This window comes from Notoacmeibacter marinus (genome assembly GCF_002238045.1).
GTDB lineage: Bacteria > Pseudomonadota > Alphaproteobacteria > Rhizobiales > Rhizobiaceae > Notoacmeibacter > Notoacmeibacter marinus.
Genome location: NZ_NBYO01000003.1, coordinates 135577 through 156845, shown reverse-complemented (window position 1 = coordinate 156845; position 21269 = coordinate 135577). Strand labels below are relative to the sequence as shown.

At 59.6% G+C, this 21269-nt stretch carries 23 protein-coding genes and 1 tRNA gene; 12 read left to right on the top strand and 12 right to left on the bottom strand.

What is annotated here, in order from left to right; translation table 11 throughout:
• Positions 1–25: 25 nt before the first annotated feature.
• Positions 26–364, bottom strand: a complete 339-nt coding sequence (locus B7H23_RS13040; RefSeq protein ID WP_094077908.1) for a P-II family nitrogen regulator — start codon at positions 362–364, stop codon at positions 26–28.
• Between the two features lie 274 nt (positions 365–638).
• Between B7H23_RS13040 and B7H23_RS13035 the strand changes: the two genes are divergently transcribed.
• Positions 639–2147, top strand: coding sequence for an NAD(P)H-hydrate dehydratase (locus B7H23_RS13035; RefSeq protein WP_094077907.1), 1509 nt, complete (start codon positions 639–641; stop codon positions 2145–2147).
• Positions 2144–3499 carry a DUF2254 domain-containing protein gene (locus B7H23_RS13030; RefSeq protein WP_094077906.1) on the top strand — a complete coding sequence of 452 codons (1356 nt, stop codon included), beginning with the start codon at positions 2144–2146 and terminating at the stop codon, positions 3497–3499. The genes B7H23_RS13035 and B7H23_RS13030 overlap by 4 nt, the downstream gene beginning before the upstream one ends.
• 60 nt (positions 3500–3559) lie before the next feature.
• Here B7H23_RS13030 and B7H23_RS13025 read toward each other — a convergent pair whose 3' ends face one another.
• From B7H23_RS13025 to B7H23_RS13015, 3 genes are all read right to left on the bottom strand, one after another.
• Positions 3560–4366 (bottom strand): DUF72 domain-containing protein, encoded by an 807-nt coding sequence (locus B7H23_RS13025; RefSeq protein ID WP_094077905.1) that lies wholly within the window; start codon positions 4364–4366, stop codon positions 3560–3562.
• Positions 4363–7287, bottom strand: coding sequence for an excinuclease ABC subunit UvrA (gene uvrA, locus B7H23_RS13020; RefSeq protein WP_094077904.1), 2925 nt, complete (start codon positions 7285–7287; stop codon positions 4363–4365). The genes B7H23_RS13025 and uvrA overlap by 4 nt, the downstream gene beginning before the upstream one ends.
• A gap of 145 nt (positions 7288–7432) precedes the next feature.
• Positions 7433–7867, bottom strand: coding sequence for a hypothetical protein (locus B7H23_RS13015; RefSeq protein WP_094077903.1), 435 nt, complete (start codon positions 7865–7867; stop codon positions 7433–7435).
• Between the two features lie 398 nt (positions 7868–8265).
• On the opposite strand from B7H23_RS13015, the gene B7H23_RS13010 reads away from it, so the two are divergent.
• Positions 8266–8790: a single-stranded DNA-binding protein gene (locus tag B7H23_RS13010; RefSeq protein WP_094077902.1), complete on the top strand. Its 525-nt coding sequence runs from the start codon at positions 8266–8268 to the stop codon at positions 8788–8790.
• A gap of 36 nt (positions 8791–8826) precedes the next feature.
• The gene (locus B7H23_RS13005) at positions 8827–9204 is read left to right on the top strand and encodes a hypothetical protein (RefSeq protein WP_094077901.1); all 378 of its coding nucleotides are present in this window, start codon (positions 8827–8829) and stop codon (positions 9202–9204) included.
• 28 nt (positions 9205–9232) lie between these two features.
• Here B7H23_RS13005 and B7H23_RS13000 read toward each other — a convergent pair whose 3' ends face one another.
• Positions 9233–9859 carry a MarC family protein gene (locus tag B7H23_RS13000; RefSeq protein WP_094077900.1) on the bottom strand — a complete coding sequence of 209 codons (627 nt, stop codon included), beginning with the start codon at positions 9857–9859 and terminating at the stop codon, positions 9233–9235.
• Between the two features lie 119 nt (positions 9860–9978).
• On the opposite strand from B7H23_RS13000, the gene gyrA reads away from it, so the two are divergent.
• Positions 9979–12798, top strand: coding sequence for a DNA gyrase subunit A (gene gyrA / locus B7H23_RS12995; RefSeq protein ID WP_094077899.1), 2820 nt, complete (start codon positions 9979–9981; stop codon positions 12796–12798).
• 117 nt (positions 12799–12915) lie between these two features.
• Here the strand turns inward: gyrA and B7H23_RS16110 are convergent, their stop codons facing one another.
• A complete protein-coding gene (locus tag B7H23_RS16110; RefSeq protein WP_173861916.1) occupies positions 12916–13059 on the bottom strand; it encodes a hypothetical protein in 144 nt (47 codons plus the stop codon).
• A gap of 142 nt (positions 13060–13201) precedes the next feature.
• On the opposite strand from B7H23_RS16110, the gene coaD reads away from it, so the two are divergent.
• From coaD to B7H23_RS12955, 7 genes are all read left to right on the top strand, one after another.
• Positions 13202–13690 (top strand): pantetheine-phosphate adenylyltransferase, encoded by a 489-nt coding sequence (gene coaD / locus B7H23_RS12990; protein ID WP_094077898.1) that lies wholly within the window; start codon positions 13202–13204, stop codon positions 13688–13690.
• 16 nt (positions 13691–13706) lie between these two features.
• Positions 13707–14282, top strand: a complete 576-nt coding sequence (locus tag B7H23_RS12985) for a peptidylprolyl isomerase (RefSeq protein ID WP_173861915.1) — start codon at positions 13707–13709, stop codon at positions 14280–14282.
• A 41-nt stretch (positions 14283–14323) separates the two neighbouring features.
• Complete coding sequence (locus B7H23_RS12980) at positions 14324–14839, top strand: peptidylprolyl isomerase (protein WP_094077897.1); 516 nt, start codon at positions 14324–14326, stop codon at positions 14837–14839.
• 178 nt (positions 14840–15017) lie between these two features.
• Complete coding sequence (locus tag B7H23_RS12975; protein ID WP_240535107.1) at positions 15018–15860, top strand: D-alanyl-D-alanine carboxypeptidase family protein; 843 nt, start codon at positions 15018–15020, stop codon at positions 15858–15860.
• A 111-nt stretch (positions 15861–15971) separates the two neighbouring features.
• Positions 15972–16047 (top strand) — tRNA-Lys (locus B7H23_RS12970).
• Positions 16048–16704: 657 nt separating this feature from the next.
• The gene (locus B7H23_RS12960; protein ID WP_143534774.1) at positions 16705–16920 is read left to right on the top strand and encodes a hypothetical protein; all 216 of its coding nucleotides are present in this window, start codon (positions 16705–16707) and stop codon (positions 16918–16920) included.
• A 409-nt stretch (positions 16921–17329) separates the two neighbouring features.
• On the top strand, positions 17330–17653 hold the full coding sequence (locus B7H23_RS12955; RefSeq protein ID WP_094077894.1) for a hypothetical protein: 324 nt from the start codon (positions 17330–17332) through the stop codon (positions 17651–17653).
• Here B7H23_RS12955 and B7H23_RS12950 read toward each other — a convergent pair.
• The 6 genes from B7H23_RS12950 to B7H23_RS12925 all read right to left on the bottom strand — a co-directional run bounded on the left by B7H23_RS12950 (position 17640) and on the right by B7H23_RS12925 (position 21127).
• The gene (locus B7H23_RS12950) at positions 17640–18032 is read right to left on the bottom strand and encodes a hypothetical protein (RefSeq protein ID WP_094077893.1); all 393 of its coding nucleotides are present in this window, start codon (positions 18030–18032) and stop codon (positions 17640–17642) included. The two genes, B7H23_RS12955 and B7H23_RS12950, sit on opposite strands and share 14 nt — an antisense overlap.
• Before the next feature lie 4 nt (positions 18033–18036).
• Positions 18037–18252, bottom strand: coding sequence for a hypothetical protein (locus B7H23_RS12945; RefSeq protein WP_094077892.1), 216 nt, complete (start codon positions 18250–18252; stop codon positions 18037–18039).
• A gap of 120 nt (positions 18253–18372) precedes the next feature.
• Positions 18373–20268, bottom strand: a complete 1896-nt coding sequence (locus B7H23_RS12940; RefSeq protein ID WP_094077891.1) for a prohead protease/major capsid protein fusion protein — start codon at positions 20266–20268, stop codon at positions 18373–18375.
• Positions 20268–20474, bottom strand: a complete 207-nt coding sequence (locus tag B7H23_RS12935) for a hypothetical protein (protein WP_094077890.1) — start codon at positions 20472–20474, stop codon at positions 20268–20270. Before B7H23_RS12935 ends, B7H23_RS12940 begins: the two co-directional genes overlap by 1 nt.
• Positions 20467–20682: a hypothetical protein gene (locus B7H23_RS12930; protein WP_094077889.1), complete on the bottom strand. Its 216-nt coding sequence runs from the start codon at positions 20680–20682 to the stop codon at positions 20467–20469. Before B7H23_RS12930 ends, B7H23_RS12935 begins: the two co-directional genes overlap by 8 nt.
• Positions 20669–21127 carry a hypothetical protein gene (locus B7H23_RS12925; protein WP_094077888.1) on the bottom strand — a complete coding sequence of 153 codons (459 nt, stop codon included), beginning with the start codon at positions 21125–21127 and terminating at the stop codon, positions 20669–20671. The genes B7H23_RS12930 and B7H23_RS12925 overlap by 14 nt, the downstream gene beginning before the upstream one ends.
• Positions 21128–21269: the final 142 nt, after the last annotated feature.

The following is a 21269-nucleotide window of genomic DNA, read 5'->3' as shown; positions in this document are numbered from 1 at the left end:
GTAGATGGCAAGCCTGACTTGCCGGTCAGACAGCATCGGCCCCGGTTTCACCGGTGCGGATGCGGATCACTTCTTCGATGGCGGAAACGAAGATCTTGCCATCGCCGATCCGCCCGGTCTGGGCGGCGTTGCGAATGGCCTCGACAGCCGCTTCCAGGCTTTCGTCGGGCAGGACGATCTCGACCTTCACCTTGGGCAGAAAGTCCACGACATATTCGGCGCCCCGATACAGTTCGGTATGGCCTTTCTGCCGTCCAAATCCCTTGGCTTCCGTCACGGTGATACCCTGCAGTCCAACGTCCTGCAGCGCTTCTTTCACCTCGTCCAGTTTGAAGGGTTTGATGATCGCTTCGATCTTTTTCATGAATTCTGGAGGCCTCCCCTGATGAAGTGACCGGGTGCTAAATTGCCCGCCCGGTAAGGATTAAGCATGAACCGTGCCAGTCCGTGGCCGGCTCGTGAAACGTCGCGCGCTCCACCATCGGCCACGCAATTGCATGACTGTTATTGCGGCCATTGCCTAAAGGATGAGCAGTTTGCATTCAAGTTAAGCACGATACGGTAAAACCATTTCAGCGCCCGGAGTTGATTGATTCAAAATCCCTCGCATCTACTTCCTGCGAAGAATGGGAGCTAGCATGCATCTTTTGTCGACGCAGGATATGGCGCGCGCCGACCGGCTGACAATCGAAAACGGCGTCGCAGGGGCGAAGCTGATGTGGAACGCCGCTGAAGCGGTGGCGGATACGGTTCGGAAGGTCGCCGGGCCGGATCGGCCGATCCGGATTCTCTGCGGTCCCGGCAATAATGGCGGTGACGGCTATGCGCTTGGCGCGATCCTCGCTTCCGAATGGCGCGACGTGACAATCTTTGCTCTTGGCGAACCGGCGCCGGGCAGCGATGCGAGCTGGGCGCTCTCCAAATGGAATTGCCCGGTCGGCGACCTCTCCGATTATAGGCCGGCCCACTCTGACTTGATCGTCGATGCCCTTTTCGGGGCAGGGTTGTCACGGCCGCTCGATGGACAGGCCGCTGCGGTTGTCGAACGCGTCAACAGCTCCGGCGCGTGTGTCGTCGCTATCGATGTACCAAGCGGCATTGGCGGCGATGACGGCCGAATTCATGGCGCCGCGGTAAGGGCAGATCACACGGTGACGTTCTTTCGCGGCAAGCCGGGTCACTGGCTCTATCCGGGACGTGCGCATCGCGGCGAACTGCATCTGAAGGACATCGGCATCGATGACAGCGTTTTGAACGGGATCGGTTCGCGGTTTCGGCTGAACGGCCCGTTGCTCTGGAACAGTGAATGGCCGAAGCCAAAGGAAGAGACGCATAAATATGAGCGGGGCGCCGTCGCGGTGCTATCGGGCAATCGACTGTCGACGGGGGCGTCGCGCCTGTCGGCTCGTGCGGCCGCCAGAATGGGCGCCGGCGCAGTGACGATCATCGCGCCGAAAGAGGCTGCATCCATCCATGCTGCTCACCTTACCGCGATCATGGTTCATCAGGCGGAAGAAGCCGATGAGGTGATCGAGCGTTTGAGCGATGGCAGAGAGCGCGCGGTAGTCGCCGGGCCGGGTTATGGCGTCGGCGCGCCGTTATGTGACATGGTGCTGGGACTCCTTGCCCTGGATAGGCGAACATGCGGTCATCGAACGACGGTTCTCGACGCCGATGTGCTGACGAGTTTTCGCGACGAGCCGGATGTTCTGTTCGCTGCGATCCGAAACTCGGATCACCGGGTCGTTCTGACGCCGCATGACGGCGAGTTTGCGCGCCTGTTTCCTGATCTGAGCTCGAACGATCGCCCAAAGACAGTCAGGGTAGCCGACGCAGCCGATCGCTCCGGCGCGGTGGTCCTTCTGAAGGGCGCCGATACGGTCATTGCGGAGCCGAAAGGGCGCATCGCGATCAACCCCAACGGCACGCCGCTTCTGGCGACCGCAGGTTCCGGCGACGTGCTTGCCGGTATGATCGCCGGACTTTGCGCACAATCGATGCCGGTTTTCGAGGCATGCTGCGCGGCGGCCTGGTGTCATGCCGAGGCCGGTTCGAGCTTCGGGCCAGGTTTGATCGCCGATGATCTGCCAGAGCAGCTACCAGATGTGTTGCGCCGACTACACCAGCGGGAAGGTGATAAGGAATGAGAATTCGGCTGAAGCGCTTTTGGCGATGGTTGAAGGGTCGGTTATGGGTGCGGCCCGCAATCTACTGCCTGGTCGCCATCGCGACCGTCACCATCGCCACGACCACCGACACATTCATACCCGAAATCGCCTTTCTGGACGTCTCGGTGGAGACCATCGAGAGTTTGCTGACGATCATCGCATCATCCATGCTGGCCGTGGCGACCTTCGCGGTGTCGGTAATGGTTTCCACCTACAATGCCGCACTTGGCAGAACCACGCCGCGCGCCTTCGAGATCGTCGTATCCGACACGTCGACGCGGCAGGCCATCTCCAGCTTCATTGGCGCTTTCATCTTCGCCATGATCGGTCTGATCGGCGTGAACTTCAGTTATTTCGGCTCTCCTGGCCGGGTCGTTCTGTTCATGATGACGCTGGCCGTCTTCCTCTGGGTGGTCGGCACCTTCGTCTACTGGATCGATCACGTGACTCGGATGGGTCAGTTGCGTCACACCATCGAGCGCGTGGCGACCCATGTGACTGTGCTGCTCGCCAAATATCTCGCCAATCCGGCTCGCATGGGTGTTCTGGCAGAGAGCGGCGAAAAGCCGCCACAGGACGGTCGCCCGGTCTATCCGCGCAAGGCGGGCATCGTGATCGGCTATAGCTGTGAGGACATACGTGCTGCCCTTGGCGACAATTCCTGGGGTGTTTTTGTAGACGCCATACCCGGCACCACCGTTTCGCCGCGCGACCCGCTTCTTTGGGTGCGCGGCGTCCGCGTCGACAGCAATATGGAAGCTGCATTACGCGAATGTTTCGATGTGGCGCCGGTCCGCACCCTGAGCGAGGACCCGGTCATGGGGATGCGCATATTGGGCGAGATCGCCGAACGCGCATTGTCGCCCGGCATCAATGATCCCGGCACTGCCATCGATATCATCGATACGGCCGTCTCCGTCTTCAACAATGCTTTGGTCGACGCGCAGGATATCGGTAAATCGAAAACGGATGAACGCATACGCGTTCGACCGATTGCGCCGGACGATCTCCTCTCGACAGTCTTCCTAACCATCGGGCGCGACGGTGCGGGTTCCGTCGAGGTCGCTGAGGAACTACAGCGAAGCCTGCGCGCTCTCTACTATATCCTACCGGTGGAATATAATGATCCGCTCCGGCGGCAGGCGAAGATCGCATTCGCCTATGCAAAGGATGCATTACAATATGACTGGGAGCGCGCGCGCGTCGAAGAGGCAGGCGGGTTTCTTCTCCACGAAGACGAAACGAACGGCCACGATCCCGATCTGACGGCAGACAAGATGCAGCGTTCCCAATTCGCAGCGACACAAGTGTCGTCTTCTTTGCCGACCTAACCGTCCGTTGCCGATAGTCGACCAGATGCCGCATTCGGAAAGCGCAATTGGATTCCGCGATCAGCGCGCGATAGCGCTTTGCAGCGTCCGCGCCCCGGCCGGAGCGTTGACCTTGCCGCCCGATATGAAGAAGGCGAACACATCTCGCGGCTTCTGCTCGATCTTGCGGTCCCGCGCGATGACGCCCAGATCGTCCGGCATGCCGCCATCGGCGTAAATCTGGAACCGTTCGGCCCATCGCTCGATCTCGTCCAGCGGATAGCATGTGGTGATATCGTCGGACCCTGTTTGCAAGCGCGCATAGACGAAGTCAGCCGTGACGTCCGCAAACATCGGATAGCTGGCATGATCGGCGACAACAGCTGCCGCGCCATATTCGGCAAGCATTTCAATGAATTCCGGCGTACAGAAACTATCATGTCTCGGCTCAACGGCATGCCTCAGTGCGATGCCGTCCTGCTCTTTTGGCAACAGTTTCAGAAACGCGCTGAAATCCTCGGGATCGAAGACCTTGGTCGGTGCGAACTGCCAAAGGATGGGTCCGAGGCGGTCGCCAAGTTCCGTCAGGCCCTGCGTTAAAAATTTCTCGATGGATGGACCGGCTTCGGCCAGTATTTTGCGGTTGGTGCAGTAACGGCTGGCCTTGAGCGAGAAAATGAACCCGTCCGGCGTTTCGGCGCGCCATTTGGCAAAGGTCGCCGGCTTCTGGCTGCCATAATAGGTGCCGTTGACCTCGATCGCGCGAAGTTGCCGGCTGGCATATTCGAGTTGGCGCTTTTTGGTTAGATCGCTCGGGTAGAACGTCTCATCCCATGGCTTGAAGGCCCAGCCGCCGATGCCGGCGCGGATTGTCCCGCTTCTGCTCACTCCGCCGCCTCGACCGAGGCCTTCTGAGCCGGTTTGCCAAGCAGCGGTCGTAGATAATAGCCGGTATAGGACCGTTCGTTCTTCGCGACTGCTTCAGGCGTGCCGAACGCAACGAGCTCGCCGCCGCCCGTGCCGCCCTCCGGCCCGAGATCGAGAATGTAATCGGCGGTCTTGATGACCTCCAGATTGTGCTCGATGACGACGACCGTATTACCCTGTTCGACCAGTTCATGCAGCACGTCGAGAAGTTTGGCGACATCGGCGAAATGAAGACCGGTCGTTGGCTCGTCCAGAATGTAAAGCGTCCGGCCCGTGGCGCGCCGCGACAGTTCCTTTGACAGCTTGATGCGTTGCGCCTCGCCGCCGGAGAGCGTGGTCGCCTGCTGGCCGATCTTCACATAGCCGAGCCCGACCTTTTCCAACGTTACCAGCTTGTCGCGGACGGCAGGCACCGCGGAAAAGAAGTCCACCCCTTCCTCGACTGTCATGTCCAGAACGTCGGCGATCGATTTGCCCTTGAAAGTGACGTCGAGCGTCTCGCGATTGTAGCGCTTGCCGTCACAGACGTCGCAGGTAACGTAAACGTCCGGCAGAAAGTGCATCTCGATCTTGATGACGCCATCGCCCTGGCAGGCTTCGCAGCGACCGCCCTTCACGTTGAACGAGAAGCGGCCCGGCTGGTAGCCGCGGGCCTTGGACTCCGGCAACGCCGCGAACCAATCGCGGATCGGGGTGAAGGCGCCGGTATAAGTTGCCGGGTTCGAACGCGGCGTTCGTCCGATCGGCGACTGGTCGATGTCGATTACCTTGTCGATGAACTCCAGACCTTCGATCCGATCATGCGGGGCAGGGTGGTCGCGGCTCCCCATCACTTTGCGGCTGGCGGCCTTGAAGAGCGTCTCGATGAGAAGGGTCGACTTTCCACCGCCGGATACGCCGGTCACGCACGAAAACGTGCCGAGCGGCAATTCGGCGGTCACATCCTGCAGATTGTTGCCCTTGGCGCCGACAACCTTGATCTTTCGACCCTTTTGGCCTTTCCGACGCTTTTTCGGCACGGCGATTTCTTCTGTGCCAGACAGATAGCGGCCGGTCAGCGAATGGGGGTTGGCCATCACTTCCGCGGGCGTGCCCTGCGCAACGATCTGCCCTCCATGAACGCCGGCATGCGGCCCTATATCGACAACATAATCGGCAGTCCGGATCGCATCTTCGTCATGCTCTACAACGATCACGGTATTGCCGAGATCGCGCAGATGCTTGAGCGTATCGAGCAGGCGATCATTGTCGCGCTGGTGCAGGCCAATGGACGGCTCGTCGAGGACGTAAAGCACGCCGGTCAGCCCCGAGCCGATCTGACTGGCAAGGCGGATACGCTGGCTTTCGCCGCCCGACAGCGTGCCGGAATTGCGCGAGAGCGTCAGATAGTCGAGCCCGACATCGTTGAGGAAGCGAAGCCGCTCGCGGATCTCCTTCAGGATGCGGTAGGCGATCTCGCGGTCCTTCTCGTTCAGCCGCGCGTCGAGATCGGAGAACCAGGCATCGGCGGATTTGATCGACTGCTCGGTGACTTCGCCGATATGCAGTCCGTCCACCTTCACCGCCAGCGCCTCCTGTTTCAGCCGATACCCGCCGCAACTGGGGCAGGGGGTCGCCGCCATATAGCGTTCGATCTCCTCGCGTGACCAAGCGCTCTCGGTCTCTTTCCAGCGGCGCTGAAGGTTCGGAATGACGCCTTCGAACGTCTTCGACGTCTTGTAAGAGCGCATGCCGTCATCATAGGTGAACGCCACCTTGCTCCGGCCGGTGCCGTAGAGAATCGCCTTCCTGGCCTCCGGCGACAGGTCGCGCCAACGGTCCGAGACATCGAAGTCAAAGGCTTTGCCGAGGCCGATCAGCGTCTGCAGATAATAGGGCGAGGACGAGCGCGACCAGGGGGCGATAGCCCCCTCGCGGACCACAACATCCTTGTCGGGAATGACCAGATCTTCATCGATCGCCTGCTGATGACCGATCCCGTCGCAGCCGGGACAAGCGCCGGCGGGGTTGTTGAACGAGAAGAGCCGTGGCTCGATCTCGCTGATCGTGAAACCGGAGACCGGGCAGGCGAAATTCTCCGAGAACATGACCCGTTCATGGGTCTCGTTCTTGTTGCGGTTGGCGCCGGCGGCGGCCAGCTTATCGTCCGGCAGCGGCTTATCGGCGAATTCGGCGATAGCCAGGCCGTCTGCCAGACGCAGCGCGGTTTCGATCGAGTCGGCCAGACGCGCCCCGATATCGTCCCGCACCACGAGGCGATCCACCACGACATCGATATCGTGCTTGTATTTCTTATCGAGCGCGGGCGCCTCGGCGATCTCGTAATACGCGCCATTGATCTTGACACGCTGGAAACCCTTGCGCTGCAGATCGGCCAGTTCCTTGCGGTATTCGCCCTTGCGGCCGCGCACGATTGGCGCCAGCAGATAGAGCCGGGTGCCCTCATCCAGCGCCAGGACGCGGTCGACCATCTGACTGACGGTCTGGCTCTCGATGGGCAGACCTGTCGCCGGCGAATAGGGCACACCGACCCGCGCGAAGAGCAGCCGCATATAATCGTAGATTTCCGTGACGGTGCCGACCGTGGAGCGCGGGTTCTTGCTGGTCGTCTTCTGCTCGATCGAAATGGCCGGCGAGAGTCCGTCGATCTGGTCGACATCCGGCTTTTGCATCATTTCGAGAAACTGCCGCGCATAGGCGGAGAGCGACTCCACATAGCGCCGCTGGCCCTCCGCATAGATGGTGTCGAAAGCCAGCGAACTCTTGCCCGATCCAGACAGGCCCGTCATCACGATCAGACTGTCGCGAGGCAGGTCCAGATCGACATTTTTCAGATTGTGTTCGCGCGCGCCGCGCACGGAAATGAACTTGCTTTCAGCCATTCGACAAATCAACGGTTTCGGGATTTCGGACTTCGCTGAAACTAGGTGTCCCGTCAGCGATGTCGAGCGGTTTCGGCGGCCATCCTGACATATCGTTGGCAGGATGCCGGCGGCGCAGCCTTTCGGCGACGTCGCCGGTGTTCTTCTACCGGCAGGGCCGGGCAATCAACTTGCAGGTCAGCGGACGGCCCGAACAATTGAAAGATACGATTTTGGCCTTGTTGAAATCGGAATAGTCGGTGCCATAAACCGGTTTGCCGCGATTGCGCGGAAGGATGTCGCGCCCTTCGATCGCGCGAGTCCACCGGCGGATAGCCCTCTGCTTGGCCCGGCTCTCGCGGGTCGAGCGCCGGACGGCTGCCGATCGTCCATAGGCTTCGTAGGCCTCCGGCGCGCATTTCGGCCGACTTGCGGCATTCCGCTCCATCTGCATGGCGGGCTTATTCAACTGCACATTCGGCTTGATGACCTGTTTGAGCGGCTCGACCGTATTCTGCGCCGAAGCATCCGCGATCAAGACCATCGGAATGGAAAGCGCAGCGAATGCCGCTACACTGAGGCTTATTGGATTGGGGGACATGACAGGCTCCTTTCGCTTTGGACGCCACGCGCCGCTTCGTAAGGAAACGCCCGAACAGTCTGTTGCGGGCTCCTCCGCGCTGACATCCGTTCAACGATCTAACCCTAGGTTAGGCCGACTGAACAGCGTTTGACGGCCACGTTCACGACCGGTTCAGCAAAAGTGAAAGACCACCGACCCATCGCTCGTCTCTTAAAATACTGGCCTTCAACAGTGACCCGCCTGTCGGGGACCGTTGACGTCACTCGACAAAGACAAGAACATAATAGGAACATAGAACTGTTGATGACGTCCTGTCAACCGCCTGTAAGGACTGGTCGGCGATGGCGTGAAGGGTATAGGGTCGCGCAAAAATCGCAGCGCTCGTTGGCGCTCTTTATCATGCGGAAGGAAAAACAATGGCAGGCAGCGTCAATAAGGTCATTCTGGTCGGTAATCTGGGCGCCGATCCGGAGATCCGTTCGCTGAACAATGGCGGTCGCGTGGTCAATATGCGTATCGCGACGTCGGAAAGCTGGCGCGACCGCAATAGCGGCGAACGGCGTGAACGGACCGAATGGCACAGTGTCGTGATCTTCAATGAGAACCTGGCAAAGGTCGCCGAGCAATATCTGAAGAAGGGCGCCAAGGTTTACATCGAGGGTCAGCTTCAGACCCGCAAATGGCAGGACCAGAACGGCAATGATCGCTATTCCACGGAAATCGTACTTCAGAACTTCCGCGGTGAGTTGCAGATGCTCGACAGCCGCGGCGAAGGCGGTGGTGGTGGTCGTGAGATGAGCCGTGGCGGTGGTTCCGATTTTGGCTCGAGCCGCGCCGGTGACGACTATGGCGGCGGAGGCGGCGGCAATCGCGGTGGCGGTTCCGGCGCGAGCTCAGGCGGCGGTAACTATTCCGACATGGATGACGATATTCCGTTCTAAAGTGATCGAAAGCTCCCCGGTGAAGGATAGGACGTTATGATCCGACTTGTTTCTGGCATCGTCTTCGTTCTGCTGGGGAGCGCGTCCCTCTGCCATGCGGGCGACGTGGAGATTGTCGATGCGCGCTACGAACGGACCGGCGAAGGTCTCTACACATTCCAGATAACGCTTCGCCATGAGGATGAGGGCTGGGATCATTATGCCGACAAATGGCAGGTTCTCAACCCGGACGGGAAGGTGTTCGGTGAGCGAGTCCTTCTGCATCCGCATGTGAACGAGCAGCCCTTCACCCGCAGCCAGTCCGGTATAGCCATTCCGGAAGGAACGAGCGAAGTCGTCGTCCGTGCCCATGACACGGTGCATGGCTGGAGCCCGGATGAGAAACGGGTGCGCATTGCGATGCCGGACGATTAGCGATCGGCGAGAGAATGCGTGGCTGCGTTCAGCCGGCGATCAATCCCCGGATGCCGTCTGCCGTGAATTGCACCGCGAGCGCCGACAGGATGACGCCGAGGAGGCGGGTCAGAACGGATCGTCCGGTCTCGCCGAGATAGACATCGATCCGGTCCGCCACGCGGAAAAAGATGTAGCAGAGAGCCACGACGAAGACGACGATACCGATCAGGACGAGGCGCTCGACGAAGCTGGGGAAGCGCTCCGACAGAAGGATGGTGGCCGAGATCGCACCAGGGCCGGCAATGAGCGGAATGGCGAGTGGAAAGACTGCCAGATTAGCCAGTTCCGTGCGGCTCCGCGCCGTTTTAACATTTTTGGATTTGCGTTCTTCCCGCTTGCCGAAGATCATTTCGAAGGCGATCCAGAACAGAAGCAGCCCGCCGGCTACCCGGAAGGCCGGTAACGTGATCCCGAAAAGATTGAGAATGACCGGCCCGGCAATGGTGAAGAGCAGGAGGATGCCGAGCCCGGTGACCGCGCCGCGCATGGCCACATGGTTGCGCTCGCTTCGGTCCATCCCGGCAGTGAGGGCGAGAAAGAGTGGCGCCAGCCCGATCGGGTCGATCGTGACAAACAGCGTGGCAAAGGGTTCAAGCAGGCGATCGGGTTCCACGCGCGAAATCCTTTAAAAGCTCTGGATAGTGGTCTCGGGCCTGTCCATGACACGCGCAATCGGTAGCGAGAACCCCTATATAGAAGAGAAGTGATTCTCAGCAGGAAACGTACACACGCGTGACTGACCAGACCATACCGCCGGGCGGCTCTGACGGCGAAGGCTTCGAGCCCATATCGATCATCGAGGAGATGCAGCGCTCCTATCTCGATTACGCCATGAGCGTGATCGTCAGCCGCGCCCTGCCGGATGTACGGGACGGCCTGAAGCCGGTTCACCGGCGCATCCTCTATGCGATGAACGAAAGCGGTTATCACTGGAACCGCAAATATGTGAAATCGTCGCGCATCGTCGGTGACGTCATGGGTAAATATCACCCCCATGGCGACTCGGCCATTTACGATTCCATGGTGCGCATGGCGCAGGATTGGAGTCTGCGCGACCCTCTCATCGATGGGCAGGGCAATTTCGGCTCGATCGACAACGATCCGCCGGCGGCGATGCGCTATACCGAAAGCCGGCTCGCCAAGCTTGCGCACGAATTGTTGGAAGATATCGACAAGGATACGGTCGATTTCCAGGACAATTACGATGGTTCGGAAAGCGAGCCCAAGGTTCTTCCGGCGCGCTTCCCCAACCTTCTGGTCAATGGCTCCGGCGGTATCGCCGTCGGCATGGCGACCAATATTCCCCCGCACAATCTGGTTGAACTCGTCGATGGCTGCGTGGCGTTGATCGACGATCCGGCGATCGACATCGAACGGCTGACGGAGATCATTCCCGGTCCGGACTTTCCGACCGGCGGTCTGATCCTCGGCCGCGCCGGTATCCGTTCGGCCTACGAGACCGGGCGCGGCTCCATTCCGATGCGCGGTCGCGCCACGATCGAGCAGTTGCGCGGAGAGCGCGAAGCCATCGCCATCACCGAAATGCCCTATCAGGTGAACAAGGCGGGCATGATCGAGAAGATGGCCGAGCTGGTACGCGACAAGCGCATCGAAGGCATCTCCGATATTCGCGACGAGAGCGACCGGTCCGGCTACCGCGTGGTGGTCGAACTGAAGCGCGATGCGTCGGCAGATGTCGTTCTGAATCAGCTCTACCGCTTCACGCCGCTTCAGACCTCGTTCGGCGCCAATATGGTAGCGTTGAATGGCGGCAAGCCGGAGCAGATGAACCTGCTCGATATGTTGCGCGCCTTTGTCGCCTTCCGCGAGGAGGTGGTTACCCGCCGCACCAAGTTCCTTCTCAACAAGGCGCGCGACCGGGCCCACGTCCTGGTTGGTCTGGCCATCGCCGTCGCCAATATCGACGAGGTGATCGCGCTTATCCGCAACGCGCCGAACCCGCAGGTGGCGCGCGAACAGCTGATGGATCGAAACTGGCCGGCGCGCGATGTGGCGCCGCTGATCGAGCTGATCGACGATCCGCGACACAAGCTGAACGATGATGGCACCTATAACCTTTCAGAAGAGCAGGCGCGCGCGATCCTCGAACTGCGACTGCAGCGCCTGACAGCGCTCGGTCGCGACGAGATTGCCGACGAACTGGAAACGATCGCCACGGAAATTCGCAATTACCTCGACATCCTGTCGTCGCGGGCGCGCGTTCAGCAGATCATCAAGGATGAGCTGAATGCCGTGAAGACCGAGTTCGGCACGCCGCGTCGGACGGAAATCTGCGATTATGTCGCCGACATGGATGACGAGGACCTGATCGCCCGCGAAGATATGGTCGTGACGGTCAGCCATTCCGGCTACATCAAGCGCGTGCCGCTATCGATCTATCGGGCGCAGCGCCGCGGCGGCAAAGGTCGCTCGGGCATGTCGACGAAGGACGAGGATTTCGTCACCCGCCTGTTCGTCGCCAACACGCATACGCCGGTCCTGTTCTTTTCGTCGCGCGGTATCGTCTACAAGGAAAAGGTCTGGCGGTTGCCGGTGGGCACGCCGCAATCGCGCGGCAAGTTCCTGCGCAACATGCTGCCCCTTCAGGACAATGAGCGGATCACCTCGATCATGCCGTTGCCCGAGGACGAGGAGAGCTGGGGCGAACTGGATGTCATGTTCGCCACCACGCGCGGCACGGTACGCCGCAACAAGCTGTCCGATTTCGTCCAGGTCAACCGCAATGGCAAGATCGCCATGAAGTTTGACGAGGGCGACGAGACGGAAATTCTGGCGGTTGAGACCTGTACCGATACCGATGACGTGCTGATGACGACGGCAGGCGGGCAGTGCATCCGTTTCCGAGTCGGTGACGTCCGCGTCTTCGGAGGACGTTCCAGCCAGGGCGTGCGAGGCATCAATCTGGCAGCTGACGATACGGTCATCTCGATGGCCATTCTTTCCGGCACCGATGCATCCGGCGAAGAGCGCGCCGCCTATCTACGCCAGTCCATGGCGGAACGGCGTCAGGGCGAAGCCGACGAGGTGGAAACGGTGACGGATGAGGAGGCTGTGTCCGATGATTTCGTGCTCGATCCCGACCGCTACCTGGAGATGGCGGATCGCGAGCAATGGGTTTTGACGGTTTCCAGCCGCGGTTTCGGTAAATTGTCGTCCTCGCATGACTTCCGCGTAACGGGTCGCGGCGGCAAGGGCATTCGCGCCACGGTCGCCGGTCGGCAAAAGGAAATCGGCAAGCTGGTTGCCTGTTTCCCGATCGAGACAGCCGACCAGATCATGCTCGTTACCAATGGCGGGCAGGTGATCCGCGTGCCGGTCAGCGGCATCCGACTGGCCGGGCGCGCCACCAAGGGCGTGACCATCTTCCGTACGTCGGATGAGGAGAAGGTCGTGTCGGTCGAGCGTATTCCTGAGCCGGAAGAGGACGATGTGGTCGACGATACGATCATTTCTTCGACCGTCGACGAAGTCGCGCCGGCAGAAACGTCCGATCTGCCGGAACAGTCCGGTTCGGACGACGCATCGCAGTAATATCTGAAGAACGATCGAAAAAAAGGTCCGCCACGGCAAGGGGCTGACCTTGAAGTTCGAGATCGTAATAGACCCGATTAAAATATCATTCGGTAATTGAAATGCTTTACTGAAGGATCAGAAACGCTGAACCTTGCCGAACGGCGTGGATCGAATGCGTAACTCCACACTTCGACGCTTCTCCGACTCCTGATGGGCTGTCACCAAGGTCGCAATCATCATGGCGATCATCATTGTCAGAGCGAGCATCAAAATGAACATGGTCGGTTCTCCTTGCGCTTTTGAAACGGGGCAGCTGGAGAAAAGTTGCATTTTTCTGATGAACCGCTTTTGAACGGCGCATTCATCAATGCGATAAAGGGTGGCGCTTGCTCATGCGCGGCGCCACTTCTAAAAGACCCTCATGACCCAGCGCACCGCTATTTTTCCCGGCAGTTTCGATCCGATCACCAACGGCCATATCGATCTGATCGAACGCGCCTTGTCGCTCTGCGATCGGCTTGTTGTGGCGATTGGAGTCCACCCGTCGAAGAAGCCGCTCTTCACCTTCGAGGAACGTCGCGACCTGATCGATGAGATCGTGGCAAAACGCTTGGGAACCGAGCGCGTGGAGATCGTCGCTTTCGAAAACCTCGTGATCGAGGCAGCTAGGCTAGCTAGCGCAACGATTCTCATCCGGGGGCTGCGGCATGGCTCGGATCTCGACTATGAGATGCCGATGGCCGGAATGAACGGTGCCATGGCGCCGGATGTGCAAACGGTTTTTCTGCCGTCATCCCCTGACGTCGGCTTCATCACCGCTACATTGGTCAGACAGATCGCAGCCATGGGGGGCGATGTCACGCCATTCGTGCCGCCGGAGATCGCGGTCGCGCTGCGCAGCAAGTTCTGACCGACGAGGATTTTTCATGAAACACTTCGCAACCGGCCTGATGACAGGTCTTTCCGCCCTGATGCTTACAACGACCGTCCAGGCGGCCGAGCCGAACGATACGCTTGTGCTGACTTTGCCACAGGGTGACGTCGCCATCGCGCTCAGCTCCGACCTGGCTCCGAAACATGCCGAGCGCATCAAAAAGCTCGCCTGCGGCGGCGAATATGACAACGTCGCCTTTCACCGCGTGATCGACGGCTTCATGGCGCAAACGGGCGACGTACAGTTTGCCGACATGGAGGATGGTTACCAGCCGGGACGGGCAGGGACAGGCGGCTCCGATCTGCCGGACCTGCCGGCTGAGTTCTCCGACACGCCGTTCGAGCGCGGCACGGTGGGCATGGCGCGCGCCGGCAGCCCCGATTCCGCCAACAGCCAGTTCTTCATCATGTTTCAGGAAGGCGCTTTCCTGAACGGCGACTATACGGTCGTTGGACAGGTTGAGAGCGGCATGGAGGCAGTGGACGCTCTTGCCAAGGGCGATGGGCCGAACGGCGCGGTGTCCGCGCCTGACAGAATTCGAACGGCGACGCTTGCCGGCGGCTGCTGACGATCACTTCTTTCGAAACAAACTCAACAGGGAATAACCGAATGACAGATGTTGAAATCAAGGATCCGGAAAACACGCTTCTTCTGGAAACGACGCAGGGGGCCGTCGTCATCGAGTTGAAGCCGGACCTTGCTCCAAATCATGTGGCGCGCATAAAGGAACTGGCGCGGGAAGGCGCTTATGATGGCGTTGTCTTTCATCGCGTGATCGACGGTTTCATGGCCCAGACCGGCGACGTGCAGTTCGGCAAGAAGGGCGGACCGAAATTCGACGAGCGGATGGCGGGACGCGGCGCGTCCGACAAGCCGGACTTGAAAGCCGAGTTCAACGACGCCCATCACGGTCGCGGCGCTTGCTCGATGGCCCGCGCTCAAAGCCCCGATTCTGCCAACAGTCAGTTTTTCATCGTGTTCGATGAAGCCGGCTTTCTCGATCGGCAGTATACGGTCTGGGGACAAGTGATCGATGGCATGGACCATGTGGACCGCCTGAAACGAGGCGAACCGGTCAGCGATCCGGATTCCATCGTGTCGATGAAGGTCGCAGCCGACAGCTGATCGGCCTTTCGCCGAAACCTGAGTGAACAGTTGGGGCGGTGTCGTATGGCGCCGCCCCTGTTGCGTTCGGGACGCAGCATCGGGGAAATCGCCACATTGCCGCCATCTTTTCTTTCGGCTGGCAAATTTGGCGGGCTATGATGGTGTCGGGGACAGAACTTCGACCGAACGGATGGCCATGAAGCCGAGAACGATGTTGCGCACAGGCGCTATGGCCATTGTCATGGCGCTCGCATTCGGGCTGTCCGCCTGTTCCACCCAGTCCGTTTTGGAAACGATGCCCGCGGCCGCGCAGGCGCCGCTTTCGGATCGTTATGCGGCCCATGTGGTCGATGTGGGTAGCAGGCGTGTGGTTCTCAGCCAGAATGCAAGCGCCATTCGTCATCCCGCTTCGCTGACCAAGATGATGACGCTCTATATGCTGTTCGATGCTGTCGAAACCGGCCGAATCGGAATGGGCGCATCGATTCCCGTGAGCGCTTATGCGGCATCCCGTCCACCCAGCAAGCTCGGGCTGAAAGCCGGCGATCAGATTAGCGTCGATACGGCCATCCGCGCCCTGGCGGTCAAGAGCAGCAATGATGTTGCCGTCGCCGTCGCCGAGTTTCTCAGCGGCAGCGAAGCCGCTTTCGCCGGCGCGATGACTGCCAGGTCGCGCCAATTGGGACTGCGCTCCACCCGTTTCACCAACGCGTCGGGCCTTCCCGACGCCGGTCAGGTCACGACCGCTGAAGACATGACGCGGCTCGGCATGCTCTTGATGACGAATCACCGCCGCTATTATCCTTACTTCAACCAGCGCGAATTCACCTTCCGGGGGCGGACGATTCGCGGACACAACCATCTTCTGAAGGAGCCGGGCGTCGACGGCATCAAGACGGGTTACATTCGAGCCTCCGGCTTCAACGTGGTTACATCGGTGAAAAAGGGGCCGCGGCGCTATGTCATCACGGTCATGGGCGGCGACAGCGCCAGGGAACGCGACGAACGCGTGCGCCAGATCATCGCATCGCTGCGCTAGAAACCTCCCATTTCTCCCACTGCGAAAAACCCGATAAGGACGGTTGACCGCATTAGCCGCCAAAACTATGTTCCGCGCGGCTTGCCAAGGCGATCTCGCCGGGCCGTGAGCGAGCGCGTAGCTCAGCTGGTAGAGCAACTGACTTTTAATCAGTAGGTCCAGGGTTCGAACCCCTGCGCGCTCACCAATAATATCAACAAAATTATATAGTTGTGATTTCCGATCGGATCGCGCTCCAGCGCAATTTCACCTCAGGGTTCTGTAGGGGTTCTGATGTGACGCTAACCTTTCCAAATCGTCGATCGTTAGCGGTAAGATGCGCTGATCGAGAGGGACGCGCGAAATGGAAACAATTAGCGATTCGAATTCTGCCAAGCGACGGCAGGTATGGAATCAGGGCGGGCTACCTGTGATCCTTCGACGTGACGGGAAGGGCGAGCTTCTTCGGCTCAGACTGCCATACGCAGAAGACAATCGCCAATGGCTCAGGAATGGTCGCATACGCAGACCGAAGTGGTCCGATGATCTCTCTTGTTGGGAAATCCCGAAAGCGTGGTTCAACGATTTCGTCGACCGGTCGTTGCAGCGATTCGGCGCCGTCTACGTGATCCAGCCGTATCGGGAGCAGGAAAAGTGCGCTCCTGCTTGCCTGAACGCGACTGGCCACGAATGCCAGTGTGCGTGCATGGGCGCCAACCATGGGGCCGGAAACGACGGCAGTTGGTTCGAAGTCACCGACACGTTCGCCTGCCGCTGGAGGGGACGCGAGCTAGCCTGTCGGCTGATGGTTGCGCGACAATGATGTGCAGCACAACGGATTTGTGAAATGACTACGGAGGATCAGATGAACGACAGGCAGATGATGAAGGAGACGCTCTTTAAGTTGCTGCCAGGTGGGGAAGTTTCTTTCGCCTACGAGATCGTAAACGACGCTTTTCCGCCAGGTTCCGAAGATTTAGATGCCAGGCAAAGGATCTGCGAGTTCGCCGATCAATTGGGCTGTGATGTCTTTTTCGATCAAGAACCCCTTACTTTCAAAAAGCGGCCTGATCCAGCTTAGCCGACCGCCAAAGAAAATCACGCTAAAGTGGACAACATTCGCTGTCACGCTTGATGTGAACACGATTTCTATCCATTGTTGGATACGGGAATGGGGGAGTGCGCAAACACTCCCCCACCCGCGGGCATAGCGCCAGCCTTGGGGTCTGCAGATCAATTGTCTTGTCAGGACACCTGCAGGCCCCTTGGCTTCCTTACGGTAGGGTTATTCGCGCTGCTTTGGGTAGTAAAATCAGTGTAAATTCGCGCCACACCCGTTATTCACAGAAGATATCTCTGGGATTTGCGGGGAAAACTGCTTCGACAGCCGGATGTTGGCCGGTAGGCATCTCTTGTCCTGCCCCCATTTGGGGCAAGACGCGCGCCTTTGCGCTGTGAGATGATTCTCCTGCACAATATAGGAGATCACCATGACACCATCCGAGATTCAAACCATCGTGAACCGCCTTGAAATGCTGGATCGGGAGGCTCATCGCGCGGAGGAAACGGGCGACGAATCGGCCAGTGAGGCCGTTTTTCAGGAAGCGGCCGCGCTCGCAAAGCTGGTCGAAACATGCCCCATTGTGGGGCCTTTTGAGGAGCGACTCGAAATCCTGAAGCTGAAAGCCACATTCTGGCGCTGGGCCACCGACGACGATTGGGCTGGCGATGAAGAGACCAGCGACGTTCGTTTGGCCCGAGAAGTCTTGGTCGCTTTGACTGAGGTGGAATCGCCGGTGCTCAGTGCTCGCTGAGGCTGAGAACGATCCGGCTGGCGCCGTCCTCGCTGACCGACTGGACGGCATAGGTTCTTGATCGATTGGTCATCTCGACGAGATCGCCCTGCTGCGGCAGGGCGTCTTCGAATACGTCCCGATAGACGCTGAGCGTGATCCGCTGGCCGCGAACCAGCGTCCGGAAATCGTTTCCACGACGATCTCGATTGCCGAGCTCTAGCGGCGCTTCAGCGGTGCGATTTGAGAAGATGCCTTTGCCGGTCACGGTCGGCCGTTCTGGGTCTTCGTCCCGACGGCCGCCAGGGGCGCCCGCCATTGGCGTCAAGGTGAAGGGCTCGGCGAATGCGCGGTCGATCTGTCTCGAGGCGAGGCGTTCTGCACGTTCGAACGGGTTCATTTGATTAGCCCTCGTCAGTGATGATGATCATGGGCGCACGACACTCTCGGCAGGTAATCTTGCTCTCGAGGTATGCGATTGAGCGGTGCCGAAAGCGCGGGGGTAGCTTCTTTACTGGCGTCCGCTTCTTGCGGCCGCAGGCGATGCACTCTGCTTCGAGCTTGTCTTCTTCTGGTAATTCGCTGATCAGTGTCGATTTACGGATTTCAGTCAGGGCCATAAGCGCCTCCGGGAAAGGGGGGGGCGGCGACGGAGCTGAAACCCGTCGCCGCCGGTCGAGCGCGTGAACAAGCGTGAAAAACGCGCTCGAACGTCTGAGCGTGAGGGGACGCTCAGGCGATTAGGAAGGCGCCAGGCCCGGGTTGCGATATGCCCCGTGGTAGTCGACAGCTCCAGCGCCAAAGTCCAGGAGGACGCGGAAGCGTACTCCGGTTACTTCAAAGCCATCTTGTGTCGCAACCTTTGGACCCTCAGACCCAGCAAGGTAGCTGCATTCGAGCACCCGGTTGATGGCAGGATCGGCGAAGAGATACCAGCGGTGGTCCTCGATTCGCGGCTCGACCAGAAGCTCTAGTCGTTTCGAGAAGACGTTCGCGTCATTGACGGTCGGTGGGTAGATTGTCGCGAGGATCTGTTCGGCCAGTGTCTCCAGCAGCGGCCCGACAACAAGATATTTGGGTTGGACGTTGATGAATGATCGCCGTCCATCGCCGTTGGGGTTGCCTCTCTGCTGACGCATTGTCGCTCGTGCGCCGCCGATTGCTTCGGTCGAAAGCGCCACGGCCGATCCCAAATTGCCGTGCTCGGCATGGAAGAGGGTCTGCCCGGTCTCCGGATTGATCGGTCCGGCACCGTCGTTGGCGGTGAAGAGATCGAACATGATTTGGTTTTCAGTGTCCGCCGTGGCCCGGCCAGCATGTCTCGAGAAGTCAGAGAGCGCTCCAAGATCGTCGTTAATGATGGCTTTTCGTGTCAGACTGAAGATGCGGCCATATTCGTCGAGCGGATAGAGCGTCGATCCGACTTCGCCTCGGGTCGTGGATTTAATCTCGCCGTGCTCATTCACTTTTTTCAGCTCGCCCATGTCCGTAATCCGCACGCGCTGCTGCGGACGAAAATCGGGACGTGTCATCTGTCGCGTCAGAACATCGCGGATCGGCGATCGCGCGCGCTCATATTCCTGGAGAAGGACCCGTTCGGCGCTGCTCTGTAGCAGTAGCGGGAAGTCGCTGGTTGTGTGCATGGCGCGCTGCAGAACTTCGTCGCGAGACCAAATCGAAACACGACGACCGTCACTTTCGACCATCGCTCGAGCATGATCGATGAGCGGTGTTTCCATAAACTGGCGAGCTACATCCGAAGGACGCTCGCCAGTCATTCGGCACGCAATCGCTTCCTGACGTGCTTGAAAAACGCCCCCGCGATCGCTCAGGTCAGTTTGCATCTCGCGAGTCTCCACGATCGGGAAGGTCGGAGATGCTTCCTGCCGGTCCACCACGCTGTCTAGGATAGCGTTTCGCAGGGCGCTATCGCTTGACTGCGCGGTGATGTGTTGAGCGATGAAAGTTTCATCCTGGATGTTGAACTGCCGGCATGTCGCGATGATCTCGGCAGTGCGGTTTTGACGCGCGACCGTCGGTCGCGGCGGCGAGTTTTCGACGGCCGATCGTGCGGCCGCGTCTTGCTGATCGGCCATTTGGCCCTCCTTGTCGTTGAACGAGCGCGAGTGCGCTTGCGGATCGGCCTGCACAGGGCATGCCGTCAGTTCGAGGGGCTCCCAACGGGTGATCCGCCGCGTTGGCAATTGGCCGTCATCGACGGCATCCACTTCCTCATAGGCGAGGATGCGGTATCCGACGGATACGGGGAAAGGCATGTCGTCGGCGAGGTCATCGGCAAGGCGTTGGCCCAAGCCATGCCTGGACAGCTTTACGGTGGCATACGCCTTGCCATTGGCGTAGCGAACCGAGCCGGCCACCACGACGCCGGCGCGGTCAGCCATTGAATAAGTCGAATGCGTGTCGACCAGACTGACGGCTCCGGTATCCAGCCGACCCGACTCAACGGCGTCGGCGGAGACGACCAGTTCCTCGAGGTAGGCGCCGCCGGCGCGGTAGTCGTGCCTCTTCACTTTCTCGGCAGCGGCCCAGCACACTTCCACCGTCCGCTTGTCGGGGTCGAAGCTGGATATGCGCGGCCTCGGAAGATCGCGATGGAAGGTCTCAGCTTCAGGCATCAGCAGTGTCCTGCTCGGATCGAAAGGATATCGATGACCGGTCCGCCGGTTTGAAATCCTTCCTCGAGATAATCGGCCGCTTTGCGCAACTCATCGGCAAGCCTGCGCAATTCATCGGTCGTGAACTCCATCACGATCGATCCGTCCGGACCTTGGGCGACGAGTTCGCCGTCGGCGCAGATGATGAGGCCTTGAGGGTCAGCCATCGCCGGCTCCTCCGATTTTCGGGATATCGGGTAGGCCGGGGATTTTCTCGCCGCGTTCGATGAAGTCGGCACCGAAGGCGAGAGCGCCGGCAAGCCGGCGCATGCCATCGGCGTCCATGTCGCAGCTGGCTGTTTCGCCATCGACCACGATGACCATTGTCCCGTCCGCGAGCAAGAAGAGATTGCTGTTGCTGTTATCGCTTTGCATTCTTCGCCTCCTCGTGGGCAAGGATTCGAGCGAAGAGCTCTTTCAGCAGATCGGTAAGCGAGATCACCGCCGCGCCGGGGTGGTGCTCGACCACGGTGAGAGCTTCGACAGTGTTGCTGGTGATCGCAACATCGTATCTGCCCATCTTGTCGGGCTGGAGCGCGCACGTCATCCACCAGCGTGTGCCGGACTCGTCGTCCACCATAACTTGGATGAAGTGCTTCTCAGCAGAAACTGCCATGTCGATCGCGACAGGCGTCGTGAGGCCACGTTCACTGAGCTTCTGAGCGATCCAGAACACGGCCAAATCTTTGAGCGTGTAGGTCGTACGCTTGCCCTTCGCGGAAGCTCTCGTAACCGGCAGTTGCTTCGCCCGCTCCCTGAGAGATTCACGGTTGGTAGGGAGGATCAACTCGACTTCGCGTGCTGAAAACTGTTGCTGCATTTCATGACCTACAGGCATATAATGTAGGTCATGAAAATACACACTTCAAATTGGAAGGCAAGCGCATGGCCGTGAACTCCCAGGAAATGAAATTGATCCTCCGGCTTGTCGACCTGGTCTCCGGCCCAGCCGGCAAAACGAA

Coding starts and splice junctions, on each gene's coding strand:
- B7H23_RS12945 (WP_094077892.1), bottom strand. CDS start 18,252: ATGGCCCTGACTGAAATCCGTAAATCGACACTGATCAGCGAATTACCA.
- coaD (WP_094077898.1), top strand. CDS start 13,202: ATGACCCAGCGCACCGCTATTTTTCCCGGCAGTTTCGATCCGATCACC.
- B7H23_RS16110 (WP_173861916.1), bottom strand. CDS start 13,059: ATGTTCATTTTGATGCTCGCTCTGACAATGATGATCGCCATGATGATT.
- B7H23_RS13015 (WP_094077903.1), bottom strand. CDS start 7,867: ATGTCCCCCAATCCAATAAGCCTCAGTGTAGCGGCATTCGCTGCGCTT.
- B7H23_RS12955 (WP_094077894.1), top strand. CDS start 17,330: ATGACACCATCCGAGATTCAAACCATCGTGAACCGCCTTGAAATGCTG.
- B7H23_RS12980 (WP_094077897.1), top strand. CDS start 14,324: ATGACAGATGTTGAAATCAAGGATCCGGAAAACACGCTTCTTCTGGAA.
- B7H23_RS12930 (WP_094077889.1), bottom strand. CDS start 20,682: ATGCAAAGCGATAACAGCAACAGCAATCTCTTCTTGCTCGCGGACGGG.
- B7H23_RS12960 (WP_143534774.1), top strand. CDS start 16,705: ATGAACGACAGGCAGATGATGAAGGAGACGCTCTTTAAGTTGCTGCCA.
- B7H23_RS12950 (WP_094077893.1), bottom strand. CDS start 18,032: ATGAACCCGTTCGAACGTGCAGAACGCCTCGCCTCGAGACAGATCGAC.
- B7H23_RS12985 (WP_173861915.1), top strand. CDS start 13,707: ATGAAACACTTCGCAACCGGCCTGATGACAGGTCTTTCCGCCCTGATG.
- B7H23_RS13035 (WP_094077907.1), top strand. CDS start 639: ATGCATCTTTTGTCGACGCAGGATATGGCGCGCGCCGACCGGCTGACA.
- B7H23_RS12935 (WP_094077890.1), bottom strand. CDS start 20,474: ATGGCTGACCCTCAAGGCCTCATCATCTGCGCCGACGGCGAACTCGTC.
- B7H23_RS13030 (WP_094077906.1), top strand. CDS start 2,144: ATGAGAATTCGGCTGAAGCGCTTTTGGCGATGGTTGAAGGGTCGGTTA.
- B7H23_RS13010 (WP_094077902.1), top strand. CDS start 8,266: ATGGCAGGCAGCGTCAATAAGGTCATTCTGGTCGGTAATCTGGGCGCC.
- B7H23_RS12975 (WP_240535107.1), top strand. CDS start 15,018: ATGAAGCCGAGAACGATGTTGCGCACAGGCGCTATGGCCATTGTCATG.
- B7H23_RS13005 (WP_094077901.1), top strand. CDS start 8,827: ATGATCCGACTTGTTTCTGGCATCGTCTTCGTTCTGCTGGGGAGCGCG.
- uvrA (WP_094077904.1), bottom strand. CDS start 7,287: ATGGCTGAAAGCAAGTTCATTTCCGTGCGCGGCGCGCGCGAACACAAT.
- B7H23_RS12940 (WP_094077891.1), bottom strand. CDS start 20,268: ATGCCTGAAGCTGAGACCTTCCATCGCGATCTTCCGAGGCCGCGCATA.
- B7H23_RS12925 (WP_094077888.1), bottom strand. CDS start 21,127: ATGCAGCAACAGTTTTCAGCACGCGAAGTCGAGTTGATCCTCCCTACC.
- B7H23_RS13040 (WP_094077908.1), bottom strand. CDS start 364: ATGAAAAAGATCGAAGCGATCATCAAACCCTTCAAACTGGACGAGGTG.